The sequence below is a fragment of the uncultured Jatrophihabitans sp. genome (genome assembly GCF_964246335.1).
Taxonomy (GTDB): domain Bacteria; phylum Actinomycetota; class Actinomycetes; order Mycobacteriales; family Jatrophihabitantaceae; genus Jatrophihabitans.
This window is the reverse complement of sequence record NZ_CAXTQF010000007.1, coordinates 1-25,820: the sequence shown is the minus strand read 5'-3', so window position 1 is coordinate 25,820 and position 25,820 is coordinate 1. Positions and strand designations below refer to the sequence as shown.

Annotated in this window: 17 protein-coding genes; 10 read left to right on the top strand and 7 right to left on the bottom strand. The window is 71.4% G+C overall.

Features of this window, described 5'->3' with window-relative positions; genetic code table 11:
- Window positions 1-80: 80 nt before the first annotated feature.
- Together ACFFCN_RS03610 and polA are read left to right on the top strand one after the other, a co-directional pair.
- Window positions 81-662, top strand: coding sequence for a GNAT family N-acetyltransferase (locus ACFFCN_RS03610; protein WP_375489762.1), 582 nt, complete (start codon window positions 81-83; stop codon window positions 660-662).
- A 53-nt stretch (window positions 663-715) separates the two neighbouring features.
- A complete protein-coding gene (gene polA, locus ACFFCN_RS03605; protein WP_375489761.1) occupies window positions 716-3,415 on the top strand; it encodes a DNA polymerase I in 2,700 nt (899 codons plus the stop codon).
- 25 nt (window positions 3,416-3,440) lie between these two features.
- Here polA and ACFFCN_RS03600 read toward each other — a convergent pair whose 3' ends face one another.
- The gene (locus ACFFCN_RS03600; protein ID WP_375489760.1) at window positions 3,441-5,522 is read right to left on the bottom strand and encodes a PAS domain S-box protein; all 2,082 of its coding nucleotides are present in this window, start codon (window positions 5,520-5,522) and stop codon (window positions 3,441-3,443) included.
- Window positions 5,523-5,744: 222 nt separating this feature from the next.
- On the opposite strand from ACFFCN_RS03600, the gene ACFFCN_RS03595 reads away from it, so the two are divergent.
- Together ACFFCN_RS03595 and ACFFCN_RS03590 are read left to right on the top strand one after the other, a co-directional pair.
- Window positions 5,745-7,259, top strand: a complete 1,515-nt coding sequence (locus ACFFCN_RS03595) for a response regulator (RefSeq protein ID WP_375489759.1) — start codon at window positions 5,745-5,747, stop codon at window positions 7,257-7,259.
- A 66-nt stretch (window positions 7,260-7,325) separates the two neighbouring features.
- On the top strand, window positions 7,326-8,774 hold the full coding sequence (locus ACFFCN_RS03590; RefSeq protein ID WP_375489758.1) for a hypothetical protein: 1,449 nt from the start codon (window positions 7,326-7,328) through the stop codon (window positions 8,772-8,774).
- Between the two features lie 3 nt (window positions 8,775-8,777).
- On the opposite strand, the gene ACFFCN_RS03585 is transcribed toward ACFFCN_RS03590, so the two are convergent.
- Both ACFFCN_RS03585 and ACFFCN_RS03580 read right to left on the bottom strand, forming a co-directional pair.
- Window positions 8,778-9,491, bottom strand: coding sequence for a class I SAM-dependent methyltransferase (locus tag ACFFCN_RS03585; protein ID WP_375489757.1), 714 nt, complete (start codon window positions 9,489-9,491; stop codon window positions 8,778-8,780).
- Window positions 9,488-10,753 carry a hypothetical protein gene (locus ACFFCN_RS03580; RefSeq protein ID WP_375489756.1) on the bottom strand — a complete coding sequence of 422 codons (1,266 nt, stop codon included), beginning with the start codon at window positions 10,751-10,753 and terminating at the stop codon, window positions 9,488-9,490. Before ACFFCN_RS03580 ends, ACFFCN_RS03585 begins: the two co-directional genes overlap by 4 nt.
- 93 nt (window positions 10,754-10,846) lie before the next feature.
- Here ACFFCN_RS03580 and ACFFCN_RS03575 point away from each other — a divergent pair, with 93 nt between their 5' ends.
- Both ACFFCN_RS03575 and ACFFCN_RS03570 read left to right on the top strand, forming a co-directional pair.
- On the top strand, window positions 10,847-12,598 hold the full coding sequence (locus ACFFCN_RS03575; RefSeq protein WP_375489755.1) for a hypothetical protein: 1,752 nt from the start codon (window positions 10,847-10,849) through the stop codon (window positions 12,596-12,598).
- A 40-nt stretch (window positions 12,599-12,638) separates the two neighbouring features.
- Complete coding sequence (locus ACFFCN_RS03570; protein WP_375489754.1) at window positions 12,639-12,788, top strand: DUF2613 family protein; 150 nt, start codon at window positions 12,639-12,641, stop codon at window positions 12,786-12,788.
- A 15-nt stretch (window positions 12,789-12,803) separates the two neighbouring features.
- On the opposite strand, the gene ACFFCN_RS03565 is transcribed toward ACFFCN_RS03570, so the two are convergent.
- The gene (locus ACFFCN_RS03565) at window positions 12,804-13,913 is read right to left on the bottom strand and encodes a glycosyltransferase family 4 protein (RefSeq protein WP_375489753.1); all 1,110 of its coding nucleotides are present in this window, start codon (window positions 13,911-13,913) and stop codon (window positions 12,804-12,806) included.
- Window positions 13,914-14,042: 129 nt separating this feature from the next.
- On the opposite strand from ACFFCN_RS03565, the gene ACFFCN_RS03560 reads away from it, so the two are divergent.
- A complete protein-coding gene (locus tag ACFFCN_RS03560) occupies window positions 14,043-18,233 on the top strand; it encodes an alpha-(1->3)-arabinofuranosyltransferase family protein (protein WP_375489752.1) in 4,191 nt (1,396 codons plus the stop codon).
- Here ACFFCN_RS03560 and ACFFCN_RS03555 read toward each other — a convergent pair.
- Together ACFFCN_RS03555 and ACFFCN_RS03550 are read right to left on the bottom strand one after the other, a co-directional pair.
- A complete protein-coding gene (locus ACFFCN_RS03555) occupies window positions 18,114-19,376 on the bottom strand; it encodes an acyltransferase family protein (RefSeq protein WP_375489751.1) in 1,263 nt (420 codons plus the stop codon). The genes ACFFCN_RS03560 and ACFFCN_RS03555 overlap by 120 nt on opposite strands.
- Entirely contained in the window at window positions 19,373-21,304 is a 1,932-nt protein-coding gene (locus tag ACFFCN_RS03550; RefSeq protein ID WP_375489750.1) for a hypothetical protein, read from the bottom strand. Before ACFFCN_RS03550 ends, ACFFCN_RS03555 begins: the two co-directional genes overlap by 4 nt.
- 117 nt (window positions 21,305-21,421) lie before the next feature.
- Between ACFFCN_RS03550 and ACFFCN_RS03545 the strand changes: the two genes are divergently transcribed.
- A complete protein-coding gene (locus ACFFCN_RS03545; RefSeq protein WP_375489749.1) occupies window positions 21,422-22,423 on the top strand; it encodes a DUF3068 domain-containing protein in 1,002 nt (333 codons plus the stop codon).
- A 1-nt stretch (window position 22,424) separates the two neighbouring features.
- On the opposite strand, the gene ACFFCN_RS03540 is transcribed toward ACFFCN_RS03545, so the two are convergent.
- Window positions 22,425-23,240, bottom strand: coding sequence for a class I SAM-dependent methyltransferase (locus ACFFCN_RS03540; RefSeq protein WP_375489748.1), 816 nt, complete (start codon window positions 23,238-23,240; stop codon window positions 22,425-22,427).
- 111 nt (window positions 23,241-23,351) lie between these two features.
- On the opposite strand from ACFFCN_RS03540, the gene ACFFCN_RS03535 reads away from it, so the two are divergent.
- Together ACFFCN_RS03535 and rpsA are read left to right on the top strand one after the other, a co-directional pair.
- Window positions 23,352-24,359: an alpha/beta hydrolase gene (locus ACFFCN_RS03535; protein ID WP_375489747.1), complete on the top strand. Its 1,008-nt coding sequence runs from the start codon at window positions 23,352-23,354 to the stop codon at window positions 24,357-24,359.
- Window positions 24,360-24,583: 224 nt separating this feature from the next.
- On the top strand, window positions 24,584-25,820 hold a 1,237-nt coding region (gene rpsA / locus ACFFCN_RS03530; RefSeq protein WP_375489746.1), incomplete at its 3' end, for a 30S ribosomal protein S1.

Genomic DNA, 25,820 nt, shown 5'->3' with positions numbered 1-25,820 from the left:
TGCACTGCTGACCGGGCAGGGAGGCGTATGCCGTGGCTCGCTCGAACATCCGTGTTCGCGCCGCGAACACAGGAGACGTCGTGGGCCTCGCGCACCTCGTGCGCTCCGTGGGCACCCGATCGGGCGTTTTCAGCGGCCGACCACTGCTCGATTCCGGCGTCCCGCGGCTGAGCAAGCGCTTCGCCGAGATCATCTCCAGCGGTGAGCGCGACCTCTTGGTGGCCGTCGAGGACCCGCCGGGCGAGGAGGGTGTCAGCGCCGGCGAACGCATCGTCGGGATGCTCGCCGCGCAGTGCGACGACATCGGCGCCATCGACCTGACCGGCGTGCTGCACGTCACACACCTGATGGTCGATCCGCGGCGGCGGCGTCGCGGTGTCGGTCGGGCCCTGCTCGCCAGCGCGGTCGAGCTCGCCGAGGCCGCGGACGTCGAGCACGTGCTCGCGACGACCGCCAGCGACTCGCGCGAGAGCAACCGCTACCTCGCCCGGCTCGGTTTCGCGCCGCTGGTGGTGCAGCGCATCGCGCAGACGAGCCGACTGCGTCGTTCGCTCGGTATGGCCGAGCCGATGCAGGGCGCCGCCGTGTTGCGCCGCGCCCGCCTGATCCGCGCGCAGCGCGCCGGTTTGGCCTCGTATTCAGCGGTGCGCGGCAGCAACTGACCGCGGTTCCGGCACCCCCTCCGGGTGTCGGCGGCTGGTTCTAGAGTGGCCGGGTGAGCACTGCGGTGAAGACCAAGCCGGCTACCCTGCTGCTGCTCGACGGCCACTCGCTGGCCTACCGCGCGTTCTACGCGCTGCGCGAGACCGGCATGTCGACGACGACGGGCCAACCCACCACCGCCGTCTTCGGCTTCACCTCGATGCTGATCAACCTGATGCGTGACGAGGAACCCACGCACGTCGCCGTCGCGTTCGACGTCTCCCGCAAGACGTTCCGCAGCGAGACCTACGCCGACTACAAGGCCGGCCGCAGCGAGACCCCGGACGATTTCAAGGGCCAGATCACCCTGATCCGGGAGGTGCTCGACGCACTGCGCATCCCGACGATGATGGTCGACGGGTTCGAGGCCGACGACGTGATCGCCACCGTGACCACCCGGGCGGTCGCCCAGGGGATCGACGTGCTGATCTGCACCGGCGACCGCGACGCGTTGCAGCTGGTCAACGACCACGTCACCGTTCTCTACCCGAGACTCGGCGTGAGCCAGATGACCCGGTTCACGCCCGACGAGGTGCAGGCCAAGTACGGGCTGTCTCCCGCCCAGTACCCGGATTTCGCCGCGCTGCGCGGGGACCCGAGCGACAACCTGCCCGGCATCCCTGGCGTGGGGGAGAAGACCGCGTCGAAGTGGATTCGCGAGTACGGCTCGCTGCGCGATCTCATCGACCGCGTCGACACCGTCAAGGGCAAGGTCGGCGACGCGCTGCGCGAACACCTGGCGTCCGTCGAGCTGAACCGCCGGCTCACCGAGCTGGTGCGCGACGTCGACGTCGACGCGCAGCTGGACGACCTTGCGCGCCAGCAGTGGGACCGCGAAGAGGTGCACCGGCTCTTCGACGACCTGCAGTTCCGGGTGCTGCGCGAACGACTGTTCGCCAGCGTCGACGCTGCGCAACCCGAGGCCGAGGAAGGCTTCGACGTCGCCGTGTCCCGACTCGGTACCGACGACGTCACGCAGTGGCTCGGCGAGCACGCCCGCGGCGGTGCGCGCACCGGGCTAGCATTCCGCGGCACGTGGGGCCGCGGCATCGGCACGCTCACCGGCATCGCGCTGGCCGGCTCCGACGGCGCCGCCGCCTACGTCGACCCCGAGGTGCTGAGCCCGGACGACGACAAGGCGCTGGCCACCTGGCTCGCCGACCCCGACGCGCCGAAGGCGGTGCACGACGTCAAGGGCCCGCTGCTGGCACTGCGCCAGCACGGCTGGGACCTGGCCGGCGTCGCCAGCGACACCCAGCTTGCGGCGTACCTGCTGCGGCCGGACCAGCGCACGTTCGATCTCGCCGACCTCGCGCTGCGCACCTTGCACCGCGAGCTGCGCAGCAACATCGAGGAGTCCGGCCAGCTGACGCTCGACGGCGGAGAGGACGAGACGGATGACGCTCTGGCGCAGGTCGAGACCGTCCGCGCGACGGCCGTGCGCGATCTCGCCGACGCGTTCGACACCCAGCTGGGGGAGAGCCGCGCCGCCGAGCTGCTGACCGACATGGAGCTGCCGCTCGCGTACGTGCTGGCCGACATGGAGGCCGTCGGCATCGCCACCGACATCGACGCGTTGACCAACCTGCAGAGCGAGCTCGGCGCAGGCGTGAAGGACGTCGAGGCGCAGGCACACGAGGTTGTCGGACGCGAGTTCAACCTCGGTTCGCCCAAGCAGCTGCAGGAGATCCTGTTCGACCAGTTCGGGCTGCCGAAGACGAAACGCATCAAGACCGGCTACACGACCGACGCCGATTCCCTCGCCGACCTCTATGTCAAGACCGAGCACCCGGTGCTGGAGCTGCTGCTGCGCCATCGTGAGGTCGCCCGGCTCAAGTCGGTGGTCGACGGGTTGCTGCCGCTGGTCGACGACGCCGGGCGCATCCACACCACGTTCAACCAGACCATCGCCGCCACGGGGCGGCTGTCGTCCACCGACCCGAACCTGCAGAACATCCCGGTGCGCACCGCGGAGGGCCGGCGCATCCGCGAGACGTTCACCGTCGGCGCCGGCTTCGAGTCGCTGATGACTGCCGACTACAGCCAGATCGAGATGCGCATCATGGCGACGCTGAGCCAGGACGCCGGGCTGATCGAGGCGTTCACCACCGGCGAGGACCTGCACACCTTCGTCGCATCGCGTGCGTTCGACATCCCGACCGACGACGTCGACCCGGAGATGCGCCGGCGGATCAAGGCGATGAGCTACGGGCTGGCGTACGGGCTGTCCGCCTTCGGCCTGTCCCGGCAGCTGAAGATCACGCCGGACGAGGCGAAGGGGCAGATGGACGCGTACTTCACCCGCTTCGGCGGCGTGCGCGACTACCTGCGCTCGGTGGTCGAGGACGCCCGGCAGACCGGTTACACCGAGACGATCATGGGCCGCCGTCGCTACCTGTCGAACCTGACCAGCGACAACCGCAACCTGCGCGAGATGGCCGAGCGTGCAGCACTGAACGCGCCGATCCAGGGCAGCGCCGCGGACATCATCAAGGTCGCCATGCTGGGCGTGCACCGCGGGCTGGCCGAGGCCGGGCTCCGGTCGCGGCTGCTCCTGCAGGTCCACGACGAGCTCGTGCTGGAGATCGCCGAGGGCGAGCGCGCTGCGGTCGAGGATCTCGTTCGTCGCGAGATGGGCGGCGCGTATCAGCTCGACGTGCCGATGGACGTGTCCGTCGGCATCGGCCGCACCTGGCACGACGCGGCGCACTGAGCCACTGACCACTCGATGCGTGTGGTCACGGTGCGCCGACCGCAGCCGGGGGCAGCGCGATCGACATCGTCGTGCCGATCTGGGGCTCGCTCGCGACCGTGATCGTGCCGCCCATCGCCTCGACCAGCGTTTTGGTCAGTGCCAGACCCACGCCGGTGCCCTCGATCTGGGTCAGTTCGGCGCCGAGCCGTTCGAAGGGCGCGAACAGTGCGCCCAGTTGGTCGCTGCGCACGCCCACCCCGGTGTCGGAAATTGCGACGACGGTGCGATCGCCGGCCGCGGCTGCTGCCGGTCGGACGTCGATGTGCACCTGACCGCCCTGCTTGTTGTACTTGATCGCGTTCGACAGCACGTTGAGCATGATCTGCTTGAACCGCCGCCGATCGACCTGCACGGCCGCGCCGTCGCGGGTCAGGTCGGCCACGTCGACCTCCATCGCGGCCGCGTTCGCGGCAAGCAGGCCGACGCATTCGGACCACACCTCGGCGACGTCGACCGCCTCCGGGCTGAGGGCGAACTCCCCGGACTGGACCCGGGAAATGTCCATGACGTCGTCGATCAGTTCGCGCAAGTGGTGACCGCCCTGGCGGATCAGCCGCACTGCGTCCAGTCCTTCTTCGTCGAGCGAGGAGTACTCGAGCAGCTGCGCGAACCCGAGGATGGCGTTGAGCGGGGTTCGCAGCTCGTGGCTCATCCGCGACAGGAACTGCGCTTGCCTGCGGCTGGTGCGCTGCGCTTCGTCGCGCGCCGCCACCGCGTCGTCGAGTGCCTGCTGCGCGCGATCCTGTGCCCGCTGTCGCTCGGTGACGTCGTGCAGCACGCCGCTGAGCCCGTCGAAACCGCCCGCGGCGTCGAACATCGCCCGGCCGCGGATCTCCATCCAGCGGTGGCTGCCGTCCTTCGCGACGAAGCGGACGCCGCGCTCCCGGCGATCCTCGCCGGCGACGACCGAGGCGAGGTGCGCCGCGGCCACGGCGTGGTCGTCGGGGTGGATGCTGTCGAACGGCGTGCGTGTCAGCGTCTCCTCGATCGTGAGACCCGTCAGCTCGGTCCATGCCCGGTTGACGAACACGATCTTGCCGGTGCCGTCGATGCGCACGATGACGTCGCGCACCTGCTCGACCACGGAGCGGTAACGCGCCTCCGACGCGGCGAGCTGGCGGCCCAGCCGCTCGCTCGTGACGACCTGGGAGATCATGCCGCCGAGCTGGCGCAAGGTCAGCGCCAAAGCGCCGTCCCACCGTGCGCGCGGACCGGCGACGAGGACGACCCGGCCGATGACCTCGCCGTCCGCGCGCAACGGCAGCACCAGGGCATCGGCCGCGGTGCCGTCGCCCGCTGCCAGGAACGGGCCGTCCGCGAGACGGGCGAGCCATCCGTCCGGCACGCCGGCGCCCAGTTCGTCGCCTGGTTCGGGGGACGCCCCGGACATGTGCCAGTGCACATCGAGCTGACCGGTGACAAAAGCGTGTGCGTGTGCGGCGCCGACGAACTGCGCGACCGAGCCCATCGCCTCGCGAATGGCCGCTTCCATGCCTCCCGCGTGGAAGCGGATGAGGTCGGTGGACACCGTCGTCAACAGTCGGTCGAGTTGCGCGCGCTGCCGGTCCTGCTCGATGGCGAACGCCCGAGCGAGCGCGACGCTGATCAGCAGACCCATTGCGTCGAGCTGGCCCAGCGCGGCCGCGTCGAACCCGGCCACGCCGGGAACCTGCACGACCATGGCGTACCGGGCACGGTCGGCCGTGCGCAGCGGCACGAGCAGGAGCGTCGCCGGCGAACCGTCAACCGGGTCCGTGGTCTCGCACCGGATGGCGGACCCGGATGGCTCGGCCCGCCAGCGGGCGAGCAACTGCTTCGGCAGGGCGTCGCTGGCGAGCCCGGCGGTAGCGCCCCTCCCGAAGCCGTCCTGCCCCAGCCGGTGCAACAGGGATGGGCCGTCGGCGTCGGCCGCGACGAGCCGCACTGCTCGAGCACCGAAGGCTTCGCTGGTCCACTGCACCGCGTCGTCGACAGCGCGGGCGAGGCTATCGGGGTCGAGCAGGCCGCCCAACAGAGCACCGATCGGCGGTGTGGCCTGCGCGAGCGTGTCCGGGACGTGCGACATGTCCTCGTCATCGGCAGCGACGGCCGGTCATGAAGCCGGTTCGGCACCCCGTTGGCCGTTGATCTTTACTCTTGCTTGGGTATAAGGTCTGCGTGAAGTAAATGAGCCTCGCGTGGCGCACTGTAGTCGTTCTGATCACTGAGGGTGTCTAACCGATCAGGTCGCCCATGGTCTCGCCGACGAGAACACCAGGGGTCGAGCAGCCCACGCCGGAGGATCACCATGACCGACCAGTCGTCCCAGCACGCGTACATTCTCGCCACCGCCGTGGACCGGCTTCTCGAACAGCACATGCGCTTGCCCCTTCGGTCCATGCTCGGGTCGCTCGAGCTGCTCGGCATGAGCGAGCTGGACGGTGAGCAGCGCGCTGCGTTCGACGGTCTGATGGTCGAGGCGGACGGCATGGCGCACGCCGTCGAGCGGCTCCGGTCGCTGTGCCACGTCGAGATCGCCGACGGGCCGGTCGCGCAGCGACCGTTCGTCCTGCCCGAGCTGCTCGGCGCCGTCGCCGCCGGCGTACACGCCGAGGTAGCGGTCAAGGTCGACGTCGACGTCCCGCTGCGGCTCGTCGGCGACGAAGCCGCGCTTCGGCGGCTGTTGACCGAGCTCGTGGACAACGCGGTGACGCATGCCTGCGGTCCCTACCTCGTTCACGTGTCGCGTGGCGATGGTGGCGTGGACGAGCTCGCCTTCTCGGTCTCCGACGGCGGCGGCGGCCTGTCCGACATCGAGCGCATCATCCTGACGCGCGGCCGTGCAGACGCCGGGCGGCCGGGCGACGGCGTCGGATTGCACCTGGTGCGGCGCACGACCGTGCGGCTCGGCGGCAGCGTCACGGACAGCGCGAGCGCCGGGGGCCGCCACACGATTTGCGTCCGGGTCGCTGTGCCGCCCGCCGACCCGCCGCCCGCGGCGATGGAAGCGGACCCGGCACCGGCCCGAGTTGACGCGCCCCCGCCTGTCGTGGCCGGCCCCGCACCGCGCCGCCTGCACGTCCTGCTCGTGGAGGACAACGCCGTCAACGCGATCCTGGCGCAACGCCAGCTCAAACTGCTCGGCCATGATCTGCAGGTCGCGACCCGCGGCGCCGACGGCGTCCGGTGCGCGCTCGACGGCGGTTACGACGTGATCCTCATGGACCGGCACCTGCCCGACCTCGACGGCGTCCAGGCGGCGCGCGAGATCTGGGCGGGCGAAGCCGGTGCCGGACGCCAGCGCACCCCGGTCATCGCGATGACTGCCGACGCGATGGCGCGCAACCGCGACGAGTGCATGGCCGCGGGCATGGACGGCTTCCTGACCAAACCGGTCGATCTCGAGGACCTGCGCGCCGCGCTGGACGGGGTGGCGGCCTCGCTCGCGCGGGCAACCACGCAGGACGACATCATCGACCACGGGGTGCTGGGCGTGCTGGCCGAACAGCTCAACGCGCCGGAGATGGTCGTCGAGCTGCGGCGGGCCTTTGTCGCCGAGCTGCCCCTGCGCAGGCTACGACTGCAGGCCGCGATCCGTCGCTCCTCGCCGGGGGATGTTTTCGAGACGGCCGAGGTGTTCCGCGCATCGAGCGAGACCGTGGGCGCGCGGCGGCTCGCCGGCGTGTGCCGCCAGATGGCCGAGGCAGCGCACCAGGGCAACACCGCGCAGGCGCACCGGCTGATCCCGGCGCTGCGTGAGGCATGCCAGCTGACGTCCACCGCACTGAACTCGGCGCCCGCGCCCGCGCCGGCGCCCGTCTGAGGCGGCACGAACGCGCGCGGCACGCCGCACGACCGTCTGCTCCACGCCGTCGGGCAAGATGGCTCAATGCATCGTCGTCGCTGCGTGCTCTCTGTTGCCACCGTCCTCACCGTCACCGCGTTTGCGCTCACCGCATGCTCGAGCGACACCACCGCCGTGTCCGGCCGGCAACGCACGGTCCAGTCCACGTCCACCGACGTGTCCTTCCACAAGTGCGCGGGTAAGTGCGACGGCACGCTGGACGGCGCCAAGTACGAGATCAAGCTGCCGGCCAAGTGGAACGGCACACTGCTGCTCTACTCGCACGGCTACCGGTTCGCGACGCCTGGGCCACCGGACTTCTCGGCCGTGCAGACCAACGCGCAGGTGACTTCGCTCGATGCGGACGGCAGCGGTACCGACGCTGTCAGCAAGGCTCTGCTCGCACAGGGCTACGCACTGGCCGGCTCGTCGTACAAGTCGAACGGCTGGGCGGTGGCCGACGGTGTGCAGGCGGGGGAGCAGCTGTACAAGAAGTTCGTCGGGCTCGTGGGCAAGCCCCAGCGCACGTACGTGTGGGGCGACTCGCTCGGCGGCCTGATCACCGAGATCCTGGCCGAGAAGGACTCGTCGTTCGTCGACGGCGCCGCCCCCATGTGCGGCGCGGTGGCCGGCCCCAACCTGAACTTCGACGTCGCGCTGGACGTCGCGTTCGCCATCAAGACGCTCATCGACCCGCAGCTGCAGCTGACCGGTTACGCGAGCGCCGAGCAGGCCGACGCGCAGTGGAAACAGGCTGCGGCCAAGATGATCGCCGCCGCCAAGGACACCGCGCACGGCGGCACTGCGAAGGCTCTGTTCATCGGTTCGCTGGTGGATGCGCCGCACAAGACCGCCACCTACGACGGGCACGACATCCAGTCGCAGGTGGCGGCCGTCGTCGAGTCGGCGCTCACCGCGCTGGCGTTCGGCACCGCCGCCCGGTACGAGATCGAGCAGCGCGTCGGCGGCAACGCCTCCTCCAATGTGGACACCGATTACGCGCAACGCATCTCTGCACCCGAGTCGGCGTTGATCAAGCTCGTCGGCGGCGATCCGGCGGCGTACGAGAAGCAGCTCGCCGCGGCACCGCGGATCTCGGCGGACGCCGCGGCGCGGAAGAGGTTCGAACAGCTCGGCGACACCACCGGCAAGATCCAACTGCCGACGTTGACCATGCACACCGAGAACGACCCGCTCGTACTCGTCTCGAACGAATCGGTGCTCGCGCAACGCGCCCGTACGCGCAAGAGCAGCGGCGACCTCGTGCAGCTCTACGTCGCGCCGCCGACCACGTACTCGACGTCGTCGGGCGCGCCGTACGGTGCCGGGCACTGCATCTTCTCCGTCAAGCAGCGGGTCGGACTGATCGACACGTTGAACAACTGGGTCCAGAAGGGCGTGTACCCGACGCCGCAGGGCGTGAGTGGAGCCTTCGGGCCCGGTCTCGATCCGGCGTTCACGCCCACGCCGTGGCCGGCGCCGCAGGCCAAGTAACGATCAGTACGGGTCGGCGCGCCGGTAACCGACGACCCGCAGCGCGCGCAGTGCGCCCTTGACCGCAACATTGCGGGCGAACCACGGCAGTTGGGCGATCAGCCGCAGCCGGTCGGCACGATTCGGCCGGCCGACCGTGAACCGGGCCAGCGAGCCCGCACGCTCGACGAATCGCAACCGATGACCGGGCAGCACGTGTGCGAGCAATGCGGCAGTCACCCCGATGGATGAGAACGAGTCATGCACCAGCAGTGGTGCTCCGTCGTCGAGGAACTGCAGCCAGCGCAGGTCGTCGCGGGTCGTCCAATAATCGTGCTTGCCGTCGACGTAGATCATTGCGAGCGGCTCGCGCCACGTCCTGCGTAGTTCGGTGCTGGGCCGCGCGACGAGCCGCACGACATCGTCCAGCCCGGCAGCGAAGATGTTCTGCTCGAAGCGCGCACGAGTCGCCGTGCCGCCGAACATGCCGCCGGCGACGAACGGGTCGATGGCGACCACCCGCGCGTCCCGGGCCTGCGCGCGACGGCCCAGCACGAGCGTCGAGCGGCCCTGATGGCTGCCGATCTCGGCGATCAGACCGTCCGGTCCGACCGATCCGGCGGCATCCCAGAGCAGCCGTGCCTGCGCGCAGGTGAGCCAGCCGGGGACGGCGTCGGCGGCGACCCATGCCGCGGCGAACGACTCGTCCACACCGTGCACGATGCCAGCCTTGTTCATCGGCTCTCGAGTGCGGTCCGGTCCGCCGGACCGCCGGCGTGGCCGGGCGCATCCGGCGCGAACATCGCGTGTGGCTCGCGCAGCACGAGCCACAGCGACACCCCGGCCCCGACGGCCGCGACGCAGATCAGACCGACGACGAGTCGCTGCGGGGTGTTCACGGCGCCGATGCCGAGCACCACCGCGACGTCCGCGACGAGCATGGCCCACAGCAGGACGGCGCGACGTCGGCTGCGTCGGGCGAGTCCGGCCAGGACGGCGAGCTGCACGACGGCGAGCAACGCCCCGAGCAGGGCCCAGAGCCAGACCACCGAGTCGAGCCGGTGGTACCTGCTGCCGCCCACCGCGCTGACCACCAACGGTCCGAGCAATGCCGTGCCGGCGACGGCAACCGCACCGAGGGCGGTGGTGATCAGCGCCGCGCGTTGCCCTGCCGCGCGCCGGCTCGCCTGCTGTGCCAGTGACGCGAACAGCAGGAGGACGAGCGATTGCGGCAGCCACAGTGCCGCCCGCGTGAGGACGGCGCCGACGGCGTAGACGCCGGCCTGCGAGGACGTCAGCACGTGTCTGGCGAGCAGCACGTCCAGGCTCGTCAGCAGCAGGAACAACCCGTGTGCGTGCGTGGCGTGGGCCGCCTCGAGCACCAGGCCGGGTGCTCCCGTGCCGGATGCCTGCGGCGCGGAGTGCCGGGCGACGTCGAGCGCGGTGCACGTTGCGGCGGCAATTGCGCCGACGAGGATCCCGGCGAGCGCAGCGTCCGGTGTGCCGAACGCGACTATCGCCACCAGGCCGCCCAGCGCGCGGCCGCCGGTGCCGCCGAGGATCAGCAGACCGAGTCGGCGGAACTCGCGGCGCCCCTGTGCCACGCCGGACGCGGCGCCGATGAGCGCGAGCGGCGGCACGGTGGCTGCCACCAGGAGCACGCCAAGCACGCCGTGCAGGTGCAGGAACGCGGCGAGGGCGGGGGAGACGAGCGCCAGCACGACCGTGGCGCCGAGACCGAAGCGCACCGTGCCGGCGCGCACGCCCTCGTCGGTACCGTGCACCGCCACCCTGCGCGCGGCGACCGTCTGCAGCGCGAGCGCGGGGATCGTCGCCACGAGCAGCAGGCCGAGCAGCGAGGACAGCTCGCCGTAGGCAGCCGCGGAGATCCGGTGCGCTGCCACGAGCAGTAGCGCGTAGCTGAGCGCATTGGCCAGCAGGAAGGCTGCCGGCACCGAGGCCGCAGTCCAGCGGGCGGTGCGCATGCTCGGGAGAGTCACCGGCGACCTCCTGCTCCTCGTGCCGCGCCGACTGTACCGAGCCGTCGGCAGCCGACGGCTTGGCCGACAGCGCGTGCTGGCTATCGTGCAGCGATGCCGGCCGCGCCCCTGACCGAGCGCGCGCGGCCGGACCGCCGGGTGACGACCAGCGGCGGGGTGCTCGTGACGGTCTGGCTGCTGGTCCTCGCCGGCCTGCTCGAGTGGCCGATCACCCGACGCGGTTACCTGCTCGCCCACGACATGGTGTTCACGCCGCACCAGCCGCTGGACGCGGCGAGCTTCGGGATCTCCTCCGCCGCGCCGCGCGCCGTCCCGGTGGACGCGCTCGTGGCCATGGTCGAGCACGTCGTCGACGGCGCCGTCGTCGCGCGGGTGGCGGTGCTGGTGCCCCTGCTCGGCGCGGGTCTCGGCTGCGCGGCGCTACTGGCCCGGGCTTCGCTCGCCGGGCGGATCGCCGCGGCCACCGCGGGCGTGTGGAACCCGTTCGTGGTGGAGCGGCTCGCGATCGGGCAGTGGGCGCTGCTGTGGTCCTACGCGGCGCTGCCGTGGCTGGTGCTCGCTTTCCGCGATACGCGGCGGCGGCGCAGTTGGGCGATCGGCGCGGTGGCGCTCGCGGCAGCGGCGATCACGCCCACCGGCGCGTTGATCGGTGGTGCGACGGCGGTGATCATGGCGGCGGTCGGGCGGCCCGGCAGGCGTGCGCTGCTCGGCGTCATGGGGCTGGCGCTCGCCGTGCAGTTGCCCTGGCTGCTGCCGGGGCTGACGTCCGCTTCGGCCGGCACCAGCGACGCGCGCGCGGTCGCGGCGTTCGGCCCGCGCGCCGAGCACGCCGGCGGGTCGGTGCTGAGCCTGCTCGGCGGCGGCGGCATCTGGGACGCGGACGTCGTTCCGTCCAGTCGCGGCGGACCGCACGCGTTCGTGTGGCTCGCCGTGCTAGTGCTCGCGGCAACCTTCGGCTGGCCGCGACTGCGCGAGCTGCTCGGCGCCCGCGCCGTCACGGGGTCGGCCGTGGCGGCGGCCATCGGGTTCGTGCTCGCCGCGCTGCCCGCCGTGCCGGGCGGTGGCGCCGTGCTGCGCGCGACGATCGACGCCGTGCCGGGTGCCGGCCTGCTGCGCGATTCGCAGAAGTGGCTGGTGCCGTTCGTGGTCCTCGAGGCATCGCTGATCGGCGCGGCGCTCGACCGCGCAGCCGACCTCGTCCGGCGCCGCGCGGGCGGTGCGTGGCCACTGACCCTGCTCGTGATTGCCGCGGCGCTCCCACTCGTCGTGCTGCCCGACGCGCCCGGCACGCTGCGCACGCCGCTGCGGCCGGTGCACTACCCGCGCGATTGGTCGGCGGTGGCCCGCGCGCTGGCGAGCGAACCGCCCCGGGACGCCGTCGTACTGCCGTTCGCCGCCTACCGCAGCTTCCCGTGGGCGCCCGGCCGTACCGTCCTGGACCCGGCCCCCCGGCTGCTGCCGGTGCCGACCGTGGTGGACGACCGGCTTCCCGTCGGCGGCACTGTCCTGCGCGGGGAGAACCCGCGGGTGCGTCGGGTCGCGGCCGCGCTGGCGAGCGGTCCCGACCTGGCGGACGCGCTCGCTGCCGCGCACGTCGGGTGGGTCGTCGTCGAGCACCGCACGCCCGGGGCAGTGCCGGCGCTGCCCGGCCTGCAGCCGGTGCGCCACGGTGCGGACGTCTCGCTGTACCGGGTGCCGGGCAGGGTCGCGCCGGAGCGTCGGTCCGGTGCGGTCACGGCCGTCGTGCTGGGCGGCGACGCCGTGGCAGCGCTCGCCGTGCTGGCCGCGATCGGCTACCCGCTGCTGCGCCGCCGACGCGGTCTGCGCGGGCCGCCGACGGGGTGATCTCTTGTTATAGTTTCGTCAATACAACTGGAGGCAGGGCATGACCAAGTGGATCTCAGCGGCGGCCGCCGGCCTCGTCGGTGCTGCGCTCGCTGCCTTCACCGCCTGGGGTGTCGTGTCCACGAACACCGCCGCGCCGAAGCACAACCCGGCCGATTCCAGCCAGATCATCAACTACGGCAGCCGCTGACCGGCCGCGCGCGGCTCAGCGCAGCGTGCCGCGCGTAAGCATCCGGTCCAGAACCTGCTCGAAGCGCGCTCCCGCGCTCTGCCAGCTGAACCCGTCGGCGTGCTCGCGGCACGCCCGGCTCATCGCCGCCCGCAGGGTGTGATCGCGCAGCAGCTCGTCGGTGCGCTTGCCCAGCTCGTCCAGGTCGGTCACCAGCCAGCCGGTCTCCGAGTCGACGATCGACTCGCGCACGCCACCTGCGCTGCTGTAGGCGAGTGCGGGCACCCCGTGCGCGGCGGCCTCCATGATCGCGATGCCCCAGCCCTCCTTGACCGACGGCGCGAGCATCACCCACGCCCGGCCGAGCAGATCATCGCGCTCGGCGTCGGTTATGTTGCCGTGGAAGGTCACCGTGTCCTCGATGTCGAGATCGCGCACCAGCCGGTCCAGCGTCGGCCGCCACCAACCGTCCCCGATCACGTCGACGACCAGCTCCGGCATCGCCGCCCGCAGCCGAGCCGCGACCTCGAGTGCGTGCTCGACCTGCTTGTGCGGCACGAGCCGGCCGAGCACGACGATGCGCGGCGTGACACTGCGCGGCGACAGCCGGTCCGGATGGGGTGTGTCGATGCCGTTGTGCACGAGCTCGACCCGAGACGCGTCGACACCGAGCCAGCCGAGATCGTCCCGCGTCGCTGCGGACACGGTGACGTAGCGAGCCCTTCGGTACAGCTTCGGCGCCCACCGAGACTCGATGTGCCAGCCGAGCCGGCCGCCCGCCCCCGGGTAGATCATCTGCCACTGCTCGCGATGCACGTGGTGCAGCAGGTTGACGACCGGCCGCCGCCGGCGGACCAGCGGGGAGAAGAACGGCAGTCCGTTCTGCACGTCGACGACGACGTCGGCGCGCCGGCCCGACCGGCGAAGCAGGAAGGCGAGCCCGTGCAGGTAGACGGTCAGCCGCCCACCGCGGCGGCGGAAGCGGACGCCGTCGCGCACCTCGTCGCCGGGCGCGCCGGGGTGTGCGGCGCAGCAGATCGTCACGTCCCAACCGCGCTCGTGCAGGTGCTTGGCGATGCGCTCGACGAACAGCTCGGAGCCGCCGCCTTCGGGGTGCGCGAGATCGCGCCACGAGAGGAAAACCACGCGGCGCGCAACGGTGCGCGAACCCGACTTCACAAGAACCCCGGCAGGTCGTGATCAGTTAACCGAAGGTTAGCAAGCGACGGGTGGCGCTGGTTCGGCCCGCTGTGCCGGCGCAGGTACCGTGCCGGAGTGCCGGACGTGCTGGAACGCGGCGCCGGCCGCGGCGCGACACACGACGTCGCCGTGGACGACGCGGAGTCCGACGCGCTGCCGACACGCCGCTCGGCCCGCGGCGTGCACCGGCTACGGCTCGCGGCCATCTGCCTCGGACTCGCGCTGCTGACCTTCAGTCAGAGCGCGGGCGCCGGGGCCGCGGACACCAAGCTCGACCTCGCCGTCACGCCGTTGCGTTTCCTGCGCAACGCGCTGCAGATGTGGGTCCCGACCTCGGGGGCCGGCCAGACACAGGACCAGGCGTACGGCTACCTCTTCCCGATGGGGCCGTTCTACGTGCTGGGCAAGTGGTCGGCCCTGCCGCCGTGGGTGGTGCAGCGCTCGTGGGAGTCGCTGCTCGTGATCGTCGCGTTCCTCGGGGCGGTGCGGCTCGCGCGGTTGCTGCGCGTGCCGGGGACGTGGCCGCGGGTGGCCGTGGGGCTGGCGTACGCACTCTCGCCGCGCATCCTCACCGAGCTGGGTGTCATCTCCTCAGAGCTGCTGCCCGACGTCGTGCTGCCGTGGATCATGGTGCCGCTGGTGCGTGGCGCGCGGGTCGGCTCGCCGCGGCGGGCCGCCGCGCGCTCGGGCGTCGCGCTGCTGTTCGCCGGCGGGATCAACGCGACCGCCACGCTCGCCGTGCTGCCGATGCCGCTGCTCTTCCTGCTGACGCGACGCGGCGGTCCGCGGCGCCGTTCCCTGCTCGGTTGGTGGATCGTCGCGGTCGTGCTGTCCTGCCTCTGGTGGGCGCTGCCGCTCATCGCGCTCGGGAAGTACAGCCCGCCGTTCCTCGACTGGATCGAGTCGAGCGCGGTGACGACATTCCCGACCGATCTGGCCGACATGCTGCGTGGCACCGACCACTGGGAGAGCCTGCTCGGTCCGTCGGCGTGGCCGATCGGCTGGGCGTTCATCGCCGCGTCCGGCGTCGTGTTCGCGCTCGGCGTCGTCACGGCAGCAGGGATAGGTGGGCTGGCCCGATGCCGCATTCCCGAACGCAGCTTCCTGCTCGTCACCGTGGTCGTCGGCGCGTTGCTGCTCTCGATGGGCCACGTCAGCACCGTGGGGCCGGTGTTCGCCGGCCCGTTGCGCACGCTGCTCGACGGGAGCCTCAACGCGTTCCGCAACGTGCACAAGTTCGATGCGCTGATCCGTCTGCCGCTCGCGCTCGGCGTGGGGCACACGGCGGCCGCCCTCGCCGAGCGAATCCGCGCGCGGCCCACCCTGGTCGTGCCGCGCGGCGGGCGACTCACGACCCGCTTCGTGGCTGCGGGCGCGGTGCTCGTCGTGGCGGTGGTCGCCGTGCTGCCGGCGTTGACCGGCCGGGTGGTGTCGCAGACGCGAGCGATCAACGACCCGTCGTGGTGGTCGCACACCGCGGCGTGGCTCGGCACGCACGCGCACGGCGGCCGGGCGCTCGTGGTGCCCGGCGCCGCCGCGCCGGCCTACGTGTGGGGTGAACCGCGCGATGACGCGTTGCAGCCTTATGCCGACTCGCCCTGGACCGTCCGCGACGTCGCGCCGATCGCGCAGCCGGGGTACGTGCGGCTGCTCGACGCGATCGAGGCCGATCTCGCCGGCGGCCGGGGCGATCCGGCGCTGCCCGCGGTGCTCGCGCGGTCCGGCATCCGCTACGTGGTCGTGCGCAACGACCTCGACACGCAGAAGTCGGAGGCGACCCCACTGCGATTCGTGCACGCGGCCGTGGACAACACCCCGGGGCTGACGAAGGTCGCCCAGTTCGGTCCCGATCTGAGCCCGAAGGACGATCCGAACCGGCTCGTCGACCTCGGACTGACCCGGGCACAGGGGGCGGTGGACGTGTACGCGAACACTGCATGGACCGGGCGCGCGGCCCTCGACGCCACCGCCGGCGCTGTCGTGGCGAACGGGTCCGGTGACGAGATCCTGCCGTTGAGTCAGGGCGGGCTGCCGGCCAGCACGCCGGTGCTGTTCGGCCGCGTCCCGAAGGCCGTGCGTGCCGCGGCGAGCACCACTGCGGTGCTCACCGACGGCATCCGACGACGCGAGTTCGGTTTCGGCAGCATCGACAAGTATTCGCAGACACTCACGCCGACGGCCGCGTTCCACAACGCCCGCGCGGCGCACGACTACCTGCCCGACGATGCCGGGACGCTGTCGACTGTTGCGTACAACGGCATCAGCGACGTCACGGCGTCCAGCACAGCGGCAGACCCGACGTCGCCGGCGTACCTGGGCCCCCAGTACGCGCCGTGGGCCGCGCTCGACGCGGACACCGCGTCTGCCTGGCGCAGCTCGACGTACGGCGGCGGCGTCGGCCAGTGGTTGCAGGTCGACCTGGCGCACGCCGTCACGGCGGCCACGGTCGGGGTGGCCTTCGCCGGTGACACGGGCACCGTGCCCACGCGGGTGCGGATCAGCACCGATGCCGGGTCGCGCGACGAGGACGTCTCCCCGGACACCCGGCGGCAGCAGCTGCGGTTGCCGGCCGGACCCACGCAACGCCTGCGCATCGCCGTGCTCGGGGTGCGCCGCTCGGACGTGGGCAAGCAGGTCGGCATCGCGACGCTGACGATCCCGGGCGTCGTGCCCGCGCGGGTGCTCAACGTCGTCGGGCCGTCGGCGCCGGACGCAATTGCCTTCGCCGCGGAGTCGGGACGGCGGCCGGCGTGCCTGACCGTCAACCTCACCGCGGCGGCCTGCGAGCGCGGCTGGGCGCGGTCCGGTGAGGAGGACGACGCGCTCGTGCGCGGTTTCAGCCTCGACCGCGCGGCGTCGTACTCGGCCGTCGCACGGTTCGTACTGCGGCCGGGCCCGGCTCTCGACGCCCTGTTGGACGCCGGGAACCCCATCCGCGCCGCGGCAAGTTCGACCGACGCGCCCGACCCGCGCGAGCGGCCGGGTGCGGCGGTGGACGGCGACGACCGCACCGGGTGGGTGGCCGCCCAGGGCGACCGCAACCCGGCACTGACGTTGCAGCTGCCGACCGTGCGCCCGCTGACGGGTCTCGTTGTGCACCCGCTCGTGGGTGCGCCGGTGACCCGGGCGCGTTCGGTGCGCATCGACGTCGGCGGTCGCACCTTTGCCGCGCGCGTGCCGGCGGACGGCGCGATCCACTTCCCGGCCGCGGTGCGCGCCGACCGGATCACGATCACCGTGACTACGGCGACGCTGCGGGCGAGCACCGACTCGTTGACCAATCAGGCACATCTGCTGCCGGTGGGCATCGGTGACGTGCGGCTGCTCGGCTCGGACGTACCGGTCGGCCGCGCGAGCGCGACCGTAGGGATTGGCTGCCTCGGCGGACTGCAGCTGGGCGTGGACGGCCGGGAGACCGCGTTGCAGGTGAACGGCCCCGCGGCGCAGGTGCTGGCCGGCGCGCCGGTCGCGGCGACGCCGTGCGGGACGTCGGGCGTGCCGCTCTCGACCGGCCGGCACGAGGTTGCGTTGGGCGCCTCGCCGCTCGCGCTGCCCCAGGCGCTCGACCTGCGGCGGCAGGGCACGGCCCCGGCGCCGGCGGCGGCGGAGCCGGGGGCGCGGTTGCGCATCGGGAAATGGGGGCGCACCGACCGCACGGTGCGCGTGGACACCACACGAGCGTCGCTGCTGGTGGTGCACGAGAACCTCAACGCGGGGTGGCGCGCCACCCTGCACGGCCGCACGCTGCACCCGGTCATGGTCGACGGCTGGCAGCAGGGCTGGGCGCTACCGGCCGGCGCGCACGGCGTCGCGGTGCTGCGTTACACGCCGCAACGGTCGGTCGACGTGGGCCTCATCGTCGGCGCGGTGGCGGTACTCGCGCTGGCCGTCCTCGCTCTGCTCCGGCCGCGCCGGCCGGTGCGCGCGGCCGCCCTCGCGGGATGGCGTCTCGGCCCGGTCGGTGCCGGGGTCGCATGCGTCGCCGCCGGGTTGTTGCTCGGCGGCGTCGCGGGACTCGTGGTCGGCGTGGTCGCGCTCGGCGCGCGCATCGTCCTTGCGCGCGGCGGACGTCGCCTCCCGGTCGTGCCGGTCGTCGCAGGCGCCCTGCTGCTCGTCGCCGCCCTCTCGGCGTTGCACCCCGCCGGCTCAGCCGATCCGTTCACGAGCAGCTGGCTGTCCCAGGTGCTCTGCCTTGTCGCGCTGTGCGTCGCGCTGGTCGAGCCCGCGAGCGGGTCGCGGGCGCCAGGGACGACTGGCGTGCCGTAGCAACGGGCGTTCGAGCAGGTACCAGGACACCGCGGCCACGGCGGTCGCCGCGGCAGACGTCAGCAGCCACAGCGGCAGGAAGTGGCCGCCGAAGGTCCGCCAGCCGAACCACCGCTGGAACGCCAGCAGCAGCGGCAGGTGCCACAGGTACACGCCGTAGGACACGACGCCGAGCCACGCCACCACCGGGTTGCCGAGCACCCGCTGCGTCAGCGCGGACCGGCCCAGCATCGCCGGCAGCACCACGAACAGGGCCGCCGCACCGTAGAGCAGGTGCCGGATCGTCCATTGCCACGTGGACAGCGGGCTGAGGTCGTAGGGTCCGGCGACCGGCAGCGTCGAGAGCCAGAAGAACAGCCCGCCGACGACCCAGCAGGTCCCGGGCGCCCGCTGTGCCCACGCGCGGACCGCGTCGAAGCCGGCGACCCGGCCGGTGGGAACGCAGCTGATCACCGCGACGAGCATGCCGAGGCCGAACCAGTCGAGGTAGGCCGGCAGCCACTGCAGCGCGGCGGTCGTGGCGCCGGACACGGCGTGGATGAACAGTTGCGCCGCGATACCCCCGGCGATCATCAGCGCGGTGAGCCCGACCAGGCAGGTGAGCGGAGCCAGCCGGCGCGCAGCCTGCCGGGTCAGCCACGCCAGCAGCGGCAGGACGGCATAGAAGGAGATCTCCGTGGCGAGCGTCCACATCTGGCGCAGGGCGGGATCGAGATCGTGCGACGTGTACGTGTGCGTCAACGTCAGATAGGCCAGCCAGTCACGCGGGGTCGCCTGCCGTGCGGAGAGCACCGACAGGGTCACCACGACGGCCAGCCAGTACGCGGGCAGGATGCGCAACGCGCGGCGCCACCAGAATGCCCCGGCGCGCGGCGCGGGGGAGCCGGCCAGGATCGACGCCGCAAACGGTCGGAACAACAAGAAGCCGGACAGCAGGAAGAACAGCGTGACGCCGATGTCCAGCCGCGCGAGGAACGGCGCCAGGGCGTTGCGTTGCAGCGAGCGGCCTGTGTTGAACCCGGCATGCGTCGCGATGACGCCGAAGGCGGCGACGGCGCGCAGGCCGTCTAGTGAGCGCAGGTGCGTCGTGCCGGGGCGGCCGGCGTCGGGTTCGACGGGTGCTCGACCCGCGCCCACGGTCATCGGGTGCCCCGTGCGACCGGAAACCCGATCATCGCGTTGGCCACGCACACGTTGGTGCTGGCGTTCTCGCTGCGGATCTGCAGCACCCGTGGTGTCGCGTAGGGCAGCCGCAGGGTGAGCGCGCCGAGCGTCCGGGTCAGCGACACGCGCGTGCCACGGACGGGTTCGACGGCCTTTCCCTGCGCGTCGAGCAGCCGGATGTACACCGTCGTGGGTCGCCGCTGGAAGTACTCGATGTGCAGGAAGTACTCGTTCTTCGACGGCGTGCCGATCAGCGGTTGGGTCCGGGTGCCGACGCCGCGGACCAGGTCGTTGCACAGGCTGTTCGGGCCCGCGGTGCGCGCGTAGGCGACGCCGAACAGACCGGCCGGTCGCAGCCGCCCATGGGCATCGACGATCGTCGCGTCCGTGTCGGTCCGGTCGAAGCGGGCCGGCAGCCCCAGCCAACCGATCAGCCGTGAGACGTGGACCGTCGGGCCGCCGAACGACGGCAGGACGCGGGTGGTCACCGAGGTGTCGTAGAGGTTCGCTGTGGGGCCGGCGGTCCGCACGCTGCGCGACAGGGTGTCGGCGTAGGCGTGTGTCGGGTCCTCGACCCAGCGTCGCTCGAACCGCAGCGCCGACAGTCCCGCGTCGACGATCGCGAACACGGTGAGCACGGCGATCCCGGTGCGCAGCAGCGCAGCGCGGCGGGACCGGACGCGCGGGGTCGCGACGGCAGCGGCCGGCGGCAGTTTCCCGGCCACGCGAGCGGCGATCGCTGTCGGCGTACTCGGCAGCAGCGCAAGGGCGATGCCGAGTACGAGCACGAGCGTGACGTCGAAGCTGTACCTGATCGTGGTCGCGAGCAGTTCGCCGTAGAACTGGTAGCGGCCGACGGCGACGAGCGCCGTGCCGATGACCAGCGAGATCAGCGGCAGCGACCACCCCCACAGCGACCGCACGCCGTTGCGCCGCCAACCGGCCACGAGCAGGACGACCGTCAGCACCTGCGCCACGACGCACAACCAGATCGGTGACGCCGTGAACGACACCGCCAGTTCCGGGGTGCTCGTCCAGCTCCACGGACCGTCCAGCATCGACGGCGCGATCGTGCGCCACCACGTGGTGCGCAGCACCGCGAGCAGGTTCGTCGCACTGACGCCGCGGGCGTGGCCGCCGTAGCCGCCGATCACGAAGTACCCGACGAAGACGAGCGGCGGCGCCAGCGTGCACAGCCAGCCCGGCCAGCGGCGCAGCAGCATGCTGACGCGTGATCTTGCCGAACCGGACGTGAGGTATCCGGCGGAGATCACTGGCAGCAGCACCGCGATGATCGCGGTCTTCTCCCAAAAACACATCCCGACCAGCAACGCGAGTCCGGCGTAACCGGCATCGTGGAGCCGGCCGGTGATCGTGTACCGCACGTGGTGGTGCACAGCGAGGATGGCGGTCAGTTGCGCAGGGACCAGGCCGGCGGCGGTGGTCAGCCAGGTCAGGTTGCACACGATCAGCGGGTTGAGCGCATACAGCGCGGTCAGCACCAATACGCCGGGACGATCTCCGCACAGCATCGTCAAGAGGCGGTGCAGCAGGTAGACGGCAAGGGTCTGCAGGGCCACCCGCGCGACGACGGTCGGTGCCCAGTCCAGCGCCCCGGCCCGTTCCTGGAGCCAGAAGACCAGGCGCAGGCCGGGGACGAGGTGGTCGTTGACCGGATCGGTCAGGTAGCGCCAGCCGAGCGGACGGCCCGCCGCGGCGTCCATGGAGCTGAGGTCGTCCTGGTAGAACCAGCCGCGCGCGCAGAGCACGGCGACCCATGCGGCCTGGGCAACGAGCACGAGCGCGAGTCCGGGTCGCAGGCGTCGGGTGCTCGGCGCCGCGTCCGGGGCCGTCGACGTGTCGCCTGCGGCGGGCTGCGTCGGCGCCTCGGCCACGTCAGGTTTCACGGCGCGTTTCCATTTCGTCCAGCCCCGTACCGGGCAACTGGATGCTATCCGCTTGGTTCGCGTGCTGATACCGTGCGGTTAACCTGCCGGTAACATCAACTTGACTGTGGGGTAAGAGTGCGCAAGGCGCTGGGTGCGGTGCTGGTGGGGATCGGCATCTTCGGGATCGTGCTTGCTTTCCTGCTGCCCTTCGTCGTTGTCCCGGCGTCCAGCAAGACGCCGCTGAACCTGGACATCACGCAGGTGTCGAGCGGCAGCGCCCGGTTGCTCAACGCACAGACCGGCAAGATCGACACGGTGCAGCTGCGGGCCACCCGCCATGTGCGTACCGACTCGCACGCCTCGGACGACACGAACACCACCGTCGTCGAGTCGCTGTGCATCGTCGTCGTGCGCGGCACGACGCCCAATTGCGTGCCGGCCACCGACTCGCGGCTGCTGACGGTCAGCACCGACCGGGTCACGGCCGATCGCAAGAGCGCCGAGTCCGTGCACGTGGCCAAGTACAACGAGAACATCAACGGCAAGGCCGCGCGGCACACCGGGCTCAGCTACAAGTTCCCGATCCCGACGAAGAAGACGACGTATCAGTTCTTCCAGCCGGACGTCGCCAAGGCGTTCCCGGCGAGATACGAGGGCACGACGAAGGTCGACGGCCTGACCGTCTACAAATTCGTCTCACGGACGGGCACCCAGCCGTACAAGATCCTGGGGACGTTGCCCGGCACTTACAACGACACCCGGACCGTCTACGTCGAGCCGCAGACCGGCACCATCGTCAACGGCACCGAGCACCAGGTGCAGACGCTCGACAGCGGACAGGTCGCGCTGGACACCACGCTGAACTTCGACGACTCCGCGATCAAGTACCAGACGAACTTCGCACAGGGCAAGATCGACAAGCTGAACCAGGCCAAGATCACCGGGCCGTTGATCGCCGGGATCGTCGGCCTCGTGCTGCTGGTCTTGGGCGTGTTCCTACTGCGCCGCTCGCGCCGCGCGGGACACGGCCCGAACGGTGAGGGCGGCGTGCACCGCGACGGCGGAACGCATCCCACGGGCGGACCCGCCGGCGGTGTCCCGTCCGACGGTCCGCACGAGCCCGTCGGCGCGCGCTGACCTACTTCTCGCAGACGTAGATCGCGGTGCCCGGCAGGATCGCGCCGCGCAGGGGCGACCACTGACCCCAGATCTGCGTATGGCCGGGCGCCCACCGCGGTTCGACGACATCAACCAGTCGCAGGCCGGCCGCGTCGATCTCGCGGACGCGCTCACCCAGCGTGCGGTGGTGCTCGACGTAGGTCGGGGTGTCGTCGGCGGCGAACTCGACGTACGGCGTGGTGTCCCAGTACGACATCGTCGCGGTCAGCCCGGCGGGCCCCGGGTCGTCGGGGAACGACCACCGGGTGGGGTGCGTCGTCGCGAACACCCACCGGCCGCCCGGGCGCAACACCCGCGCGACCTCGCGCATCAGCCGCGCGCTGTCAGCGACGAACGAGACCGCGCCGAACGCGGTGCACGCGATGTCGAACGACTCGTCGCGCAAGGGCAGATGCTGCGCGTCGGCCTGCAGCAGCGGCACCTCGATGCCGGTGCGCCGTGCACCTTCGATTGCGTGGTGCAGCATGCCCGCGGACAGGTCGAACGCCACCGGGTGCGCGCCGTGCGCCGCCAGCCAGCGCGCGCACATCGCCGACCCGCAGCCGACCTCGAGCACGTGCTTGCCCGTGACGTCGCCGAGCAGGTGCGCGTCGTCCTCGCGCAGGTTCTCCGGGCACCACACGAAGTCGGCCACGCCGAGGAAGGCGCCGTGCTCGTCGTGGTAGTTGTCGGCGTCGGCGTCCCACGAGCCGCGGTTAGCGCGCACGGTCGCAGCCGGCGATGTGTGGCGGCGACCGACCCCGACCGCGGCAGGCCGGTCCGGCGGCTCAGGCACGCCCCGACCCTAACCATCCATCGCCTTCCCACCCGAGGTGGTCGTGATTTGCAGCGCGAGAACGGCCACCTCAGGTGGGAAGGCGATGGAGATCGGCGCTACGGTGCTTCGATGTCGCTCCCGCTGCGTACCAAGGTCTTCTGGTCGATCTATCGCCGCGTCGAGCGCGACCCGGTGATGCAGCAGGGCGCGGACAAGGTGCGCGCCGCGAGCGACCGCCGACGCAAGATGTCGCGGATGCCGGGCAGCTCGCTGCTGACCGGCCGCCCGGACCGCGGCGCCGTGGCCGAGGACACCGCGGCGACGCTGCCGGACGGCACCACCTTGCCGCTGCGCATCTACCGCCCGCAGGTCCGCACCACCGATGCCGCGGCCGACGCGCTGCCGGTGGTGATGTACTTCCATGGCGGGGGATGGGTGTCCGGCGACCCGTGGCAGTCCGAGTGGTGGTGCGCCGGCGTGGCAGCCGGCGCCGGCGCGGTCGTCGTGTCCGTCGACTACCGGCTCGCCCCGGAGCATCCGTTCCCGACGCCGGTCGAGGACTGCTATGCCGCGACCGTGTGGGTGGCCGAGCACGCGCGCGAGCTCGGCGTCGACGCCGATCGGCTCGCCGTCATGGGCGACAGCGCCGGCGGCAACGCGGCGGCGGTGGTCAGTCTGATGGCGCGCGATCGCGGCGGCCCACGCATCCGGCTGCAGGCGCTGATCTACCCGTCGGTCGATCTGGGCGCCGACTACCCGTCCAAGCACGAGAACGCGGACGCGCCCGTCCTCACCCGCAAGGATCTCGACACCACGTGGCACCTGTACCTGCCCGACGAGTCGAAGATGCACGACCCGTACGCCTCGCCGCTCTACGCCGAGCACCACGACCTCCCGCCGGCGCTCATCCAGACCGCGCAGTACGACCCGCTGCGCGACCAGGGTGCGGTCTACGCGGCGGCGCTGCGGGCGGCCGGCGTCTCGGTGCGGCTGACGAACTACGTCCGGGCGGTGCACGGTTACGTGTCGCTGCGCAACGTCACGATCGGTGCCGACCAGGCACTCGGCGAGGCGGTGGCGGTGCTCGAGGATGCGTTGGTCGAGCGGTCCGCGGACGTGGTCGCGCCGGCGGAATAGCACACCTCTGACGCGCGTTTCGAACACATCAGCCGTTCGCCCGGCGTCGAACGCCGGCCACCGCCGCTCCCCGCAAGCGTGATTTCCACGCGAAGCCCGGAATTGCTAGGCTGTGAATGGATGAATCCGCGGTCTCGACATGGAGTGGATCGCCCGTACCGGCACAGCCGGCCCGGTTCGGATTCGTCTGCACCGACTACCAACCGTCAGGACCAACCCACTCAATGACGTCCACCATCGAAGCCCGACCCGCAACGCCGCAAGTCGCAGTGAACGACATCGGTTCCACCGATGACTTCCTCGCCGCCATCGACAAGACCATCAAGTACTTCAACGACGGCGACATCGTCGAAGGCACCATCGTCAAGGTCGACCGGGACGAGGTCCTGCTCGACATCGGTTACAAGACCGAAGGTGTCATCCCTTCCCGCGAACTCTCGATCAAGCACGACGTCGACCCCAACGAGGTCGTTTCCGTGGGCGACGAGGTCGAGGCCCTGGTTCTCCAGAAGGAGGACAAGGAGGGCCGGCTCATCCTGTCCAAGAAGCGCGCACAGTACGAACGCGCCTGGGGCACGATCGAGGAGAAGAAGGACAACGACGAGGTCGTCGAAGGCACCGTCATCGAGGTCGTCAAGGGTGGCCTGATCCTCGACATCGGCCTGCGCGGCTTCCTGCCCGCGTCGCTGGTCGAGATGCGCCGCGTGCGCGACCTGCAGCCCTACGTCGGCAAGACGCTCGAGGCCAAGATCATCGAGCTCGACAAGAACCGCAACAACGTGGTGCTCTCGCGCCGTGCGTGGCTCGAGCAGACCCAGTCCGAGGTGCGCAGCGAGTTCCTGAACAAGCTGGCCAAGGGCCAGGTCCGCACCGGTGTCGTGTCCTCGATCGTCAACTTCGGTGCGTTCGTCGACCTCGGCGGCGTCGACGGCCTGGTGCACGTGTCCGAGCTGTCCTGGAAGCACATCGACCACCCGTCCGAGGTCGTCGAGGTCGGCCAGGAGGTCACTGTCGAGGTGCTCGACATCGACCTCGACCGCGAGCGTGTCTCCCTGTCGCTCAAGGCGACGCAGGAAGACCCGTGGCGACACTTCGCCCGCACCCACCAGATCGGCCAGGTCGTGCCCGGCAAGGTCACCAAGCTCGTCCCGTTCGGCGCGTTCGTGCGTGTCCAGGACGGCATCGAGGGCTTGGTGCACATCTCCGAGCTCGCCGAGCGGCACGTGGAGATCCCGGAGCAGGTCGTGCAGGTCGGCGACGACCTGTTGGTCAAGGTCATCGACATCGACCTCGAGCGCCGGCGCATCTCGCTGTCGCTCAAGCAGGCCAACGAGGGTGCGCTGACCGAGGACAGCTTCGACCCGGCGCAGTACGGCATGGAAGCCCAGTACGACGACAAGGGCAATTACATCTACCCGGAGGGCTTCGACCCGGAGACCAACGAGTGGCGCGAGGGCTTCG

What these genes read in the sequence shown, in the direction of transcription:
- ACFFCN_RS03585 (WP_375489757.1), bottom strand. Translation starts at nt 9,491, where the DNA reads ATGAACAAGGCTGGCATCGTGCACGGTGTGGACGAGTCGTTCGCCGCG.
- ACFFCN_RS03595 (WP_375489759.1), top strand. Translation starts at nt 5,745, where the DNA reads ATGACCGACCAGTCGTCCCAGCACGCGTACATTCTCGCCACCGCCGTG.
- ACFFCN_RS03555 (WP_375489751.1), bottom strand. Translation starts at nt 19,376, where the DNA reads ATGACCGTGGGCGCGGGTCGAGCACCCGTCGAACCCGACGCCGGCCGC.
- ACFFCN_RS03535 (WP_375489747.1), top strand. Translation starts at nt 23,352, where the DNA reads ATGTCGCTCCCGCTGCGTACCAAGGTCTTCTGGTCGATCTATCGCCGC.
- ACFFCN_RS03570 (WP_375489754.1), top strand. Translation starts at nt 12,639, where the DNA reads ATGACCAAGTGGATCTCAGCGGCGGCCGCCGGCCTCGTCGGTGCTGCG.
- ACFFCN_RS03575 (WP_375489755.1), top strand. Translation starts at nt 10,847, where the DNA reads ATGCCGGCCGCGCCCCTGACCGAGCGCGCGCGGCCGGACCGCCGGGTG.
- ACFFCN_RS03590 (WP_375489758.1), top strand. Translation starts at nt 7,326, where the DNA reads ATGCATCGTCGTCGCTGCGTGCTCTCTGTTGCCACCGTCCTCACCGTC.
- ACFFCN_RS03600 (WP_375489760.1), bottom strand. Translation starts at nt 5,522, where the DNA reads ATGTCGCACGTCCCGGACACGCTCGCGCAGGCCACACCGCCGATCGGT.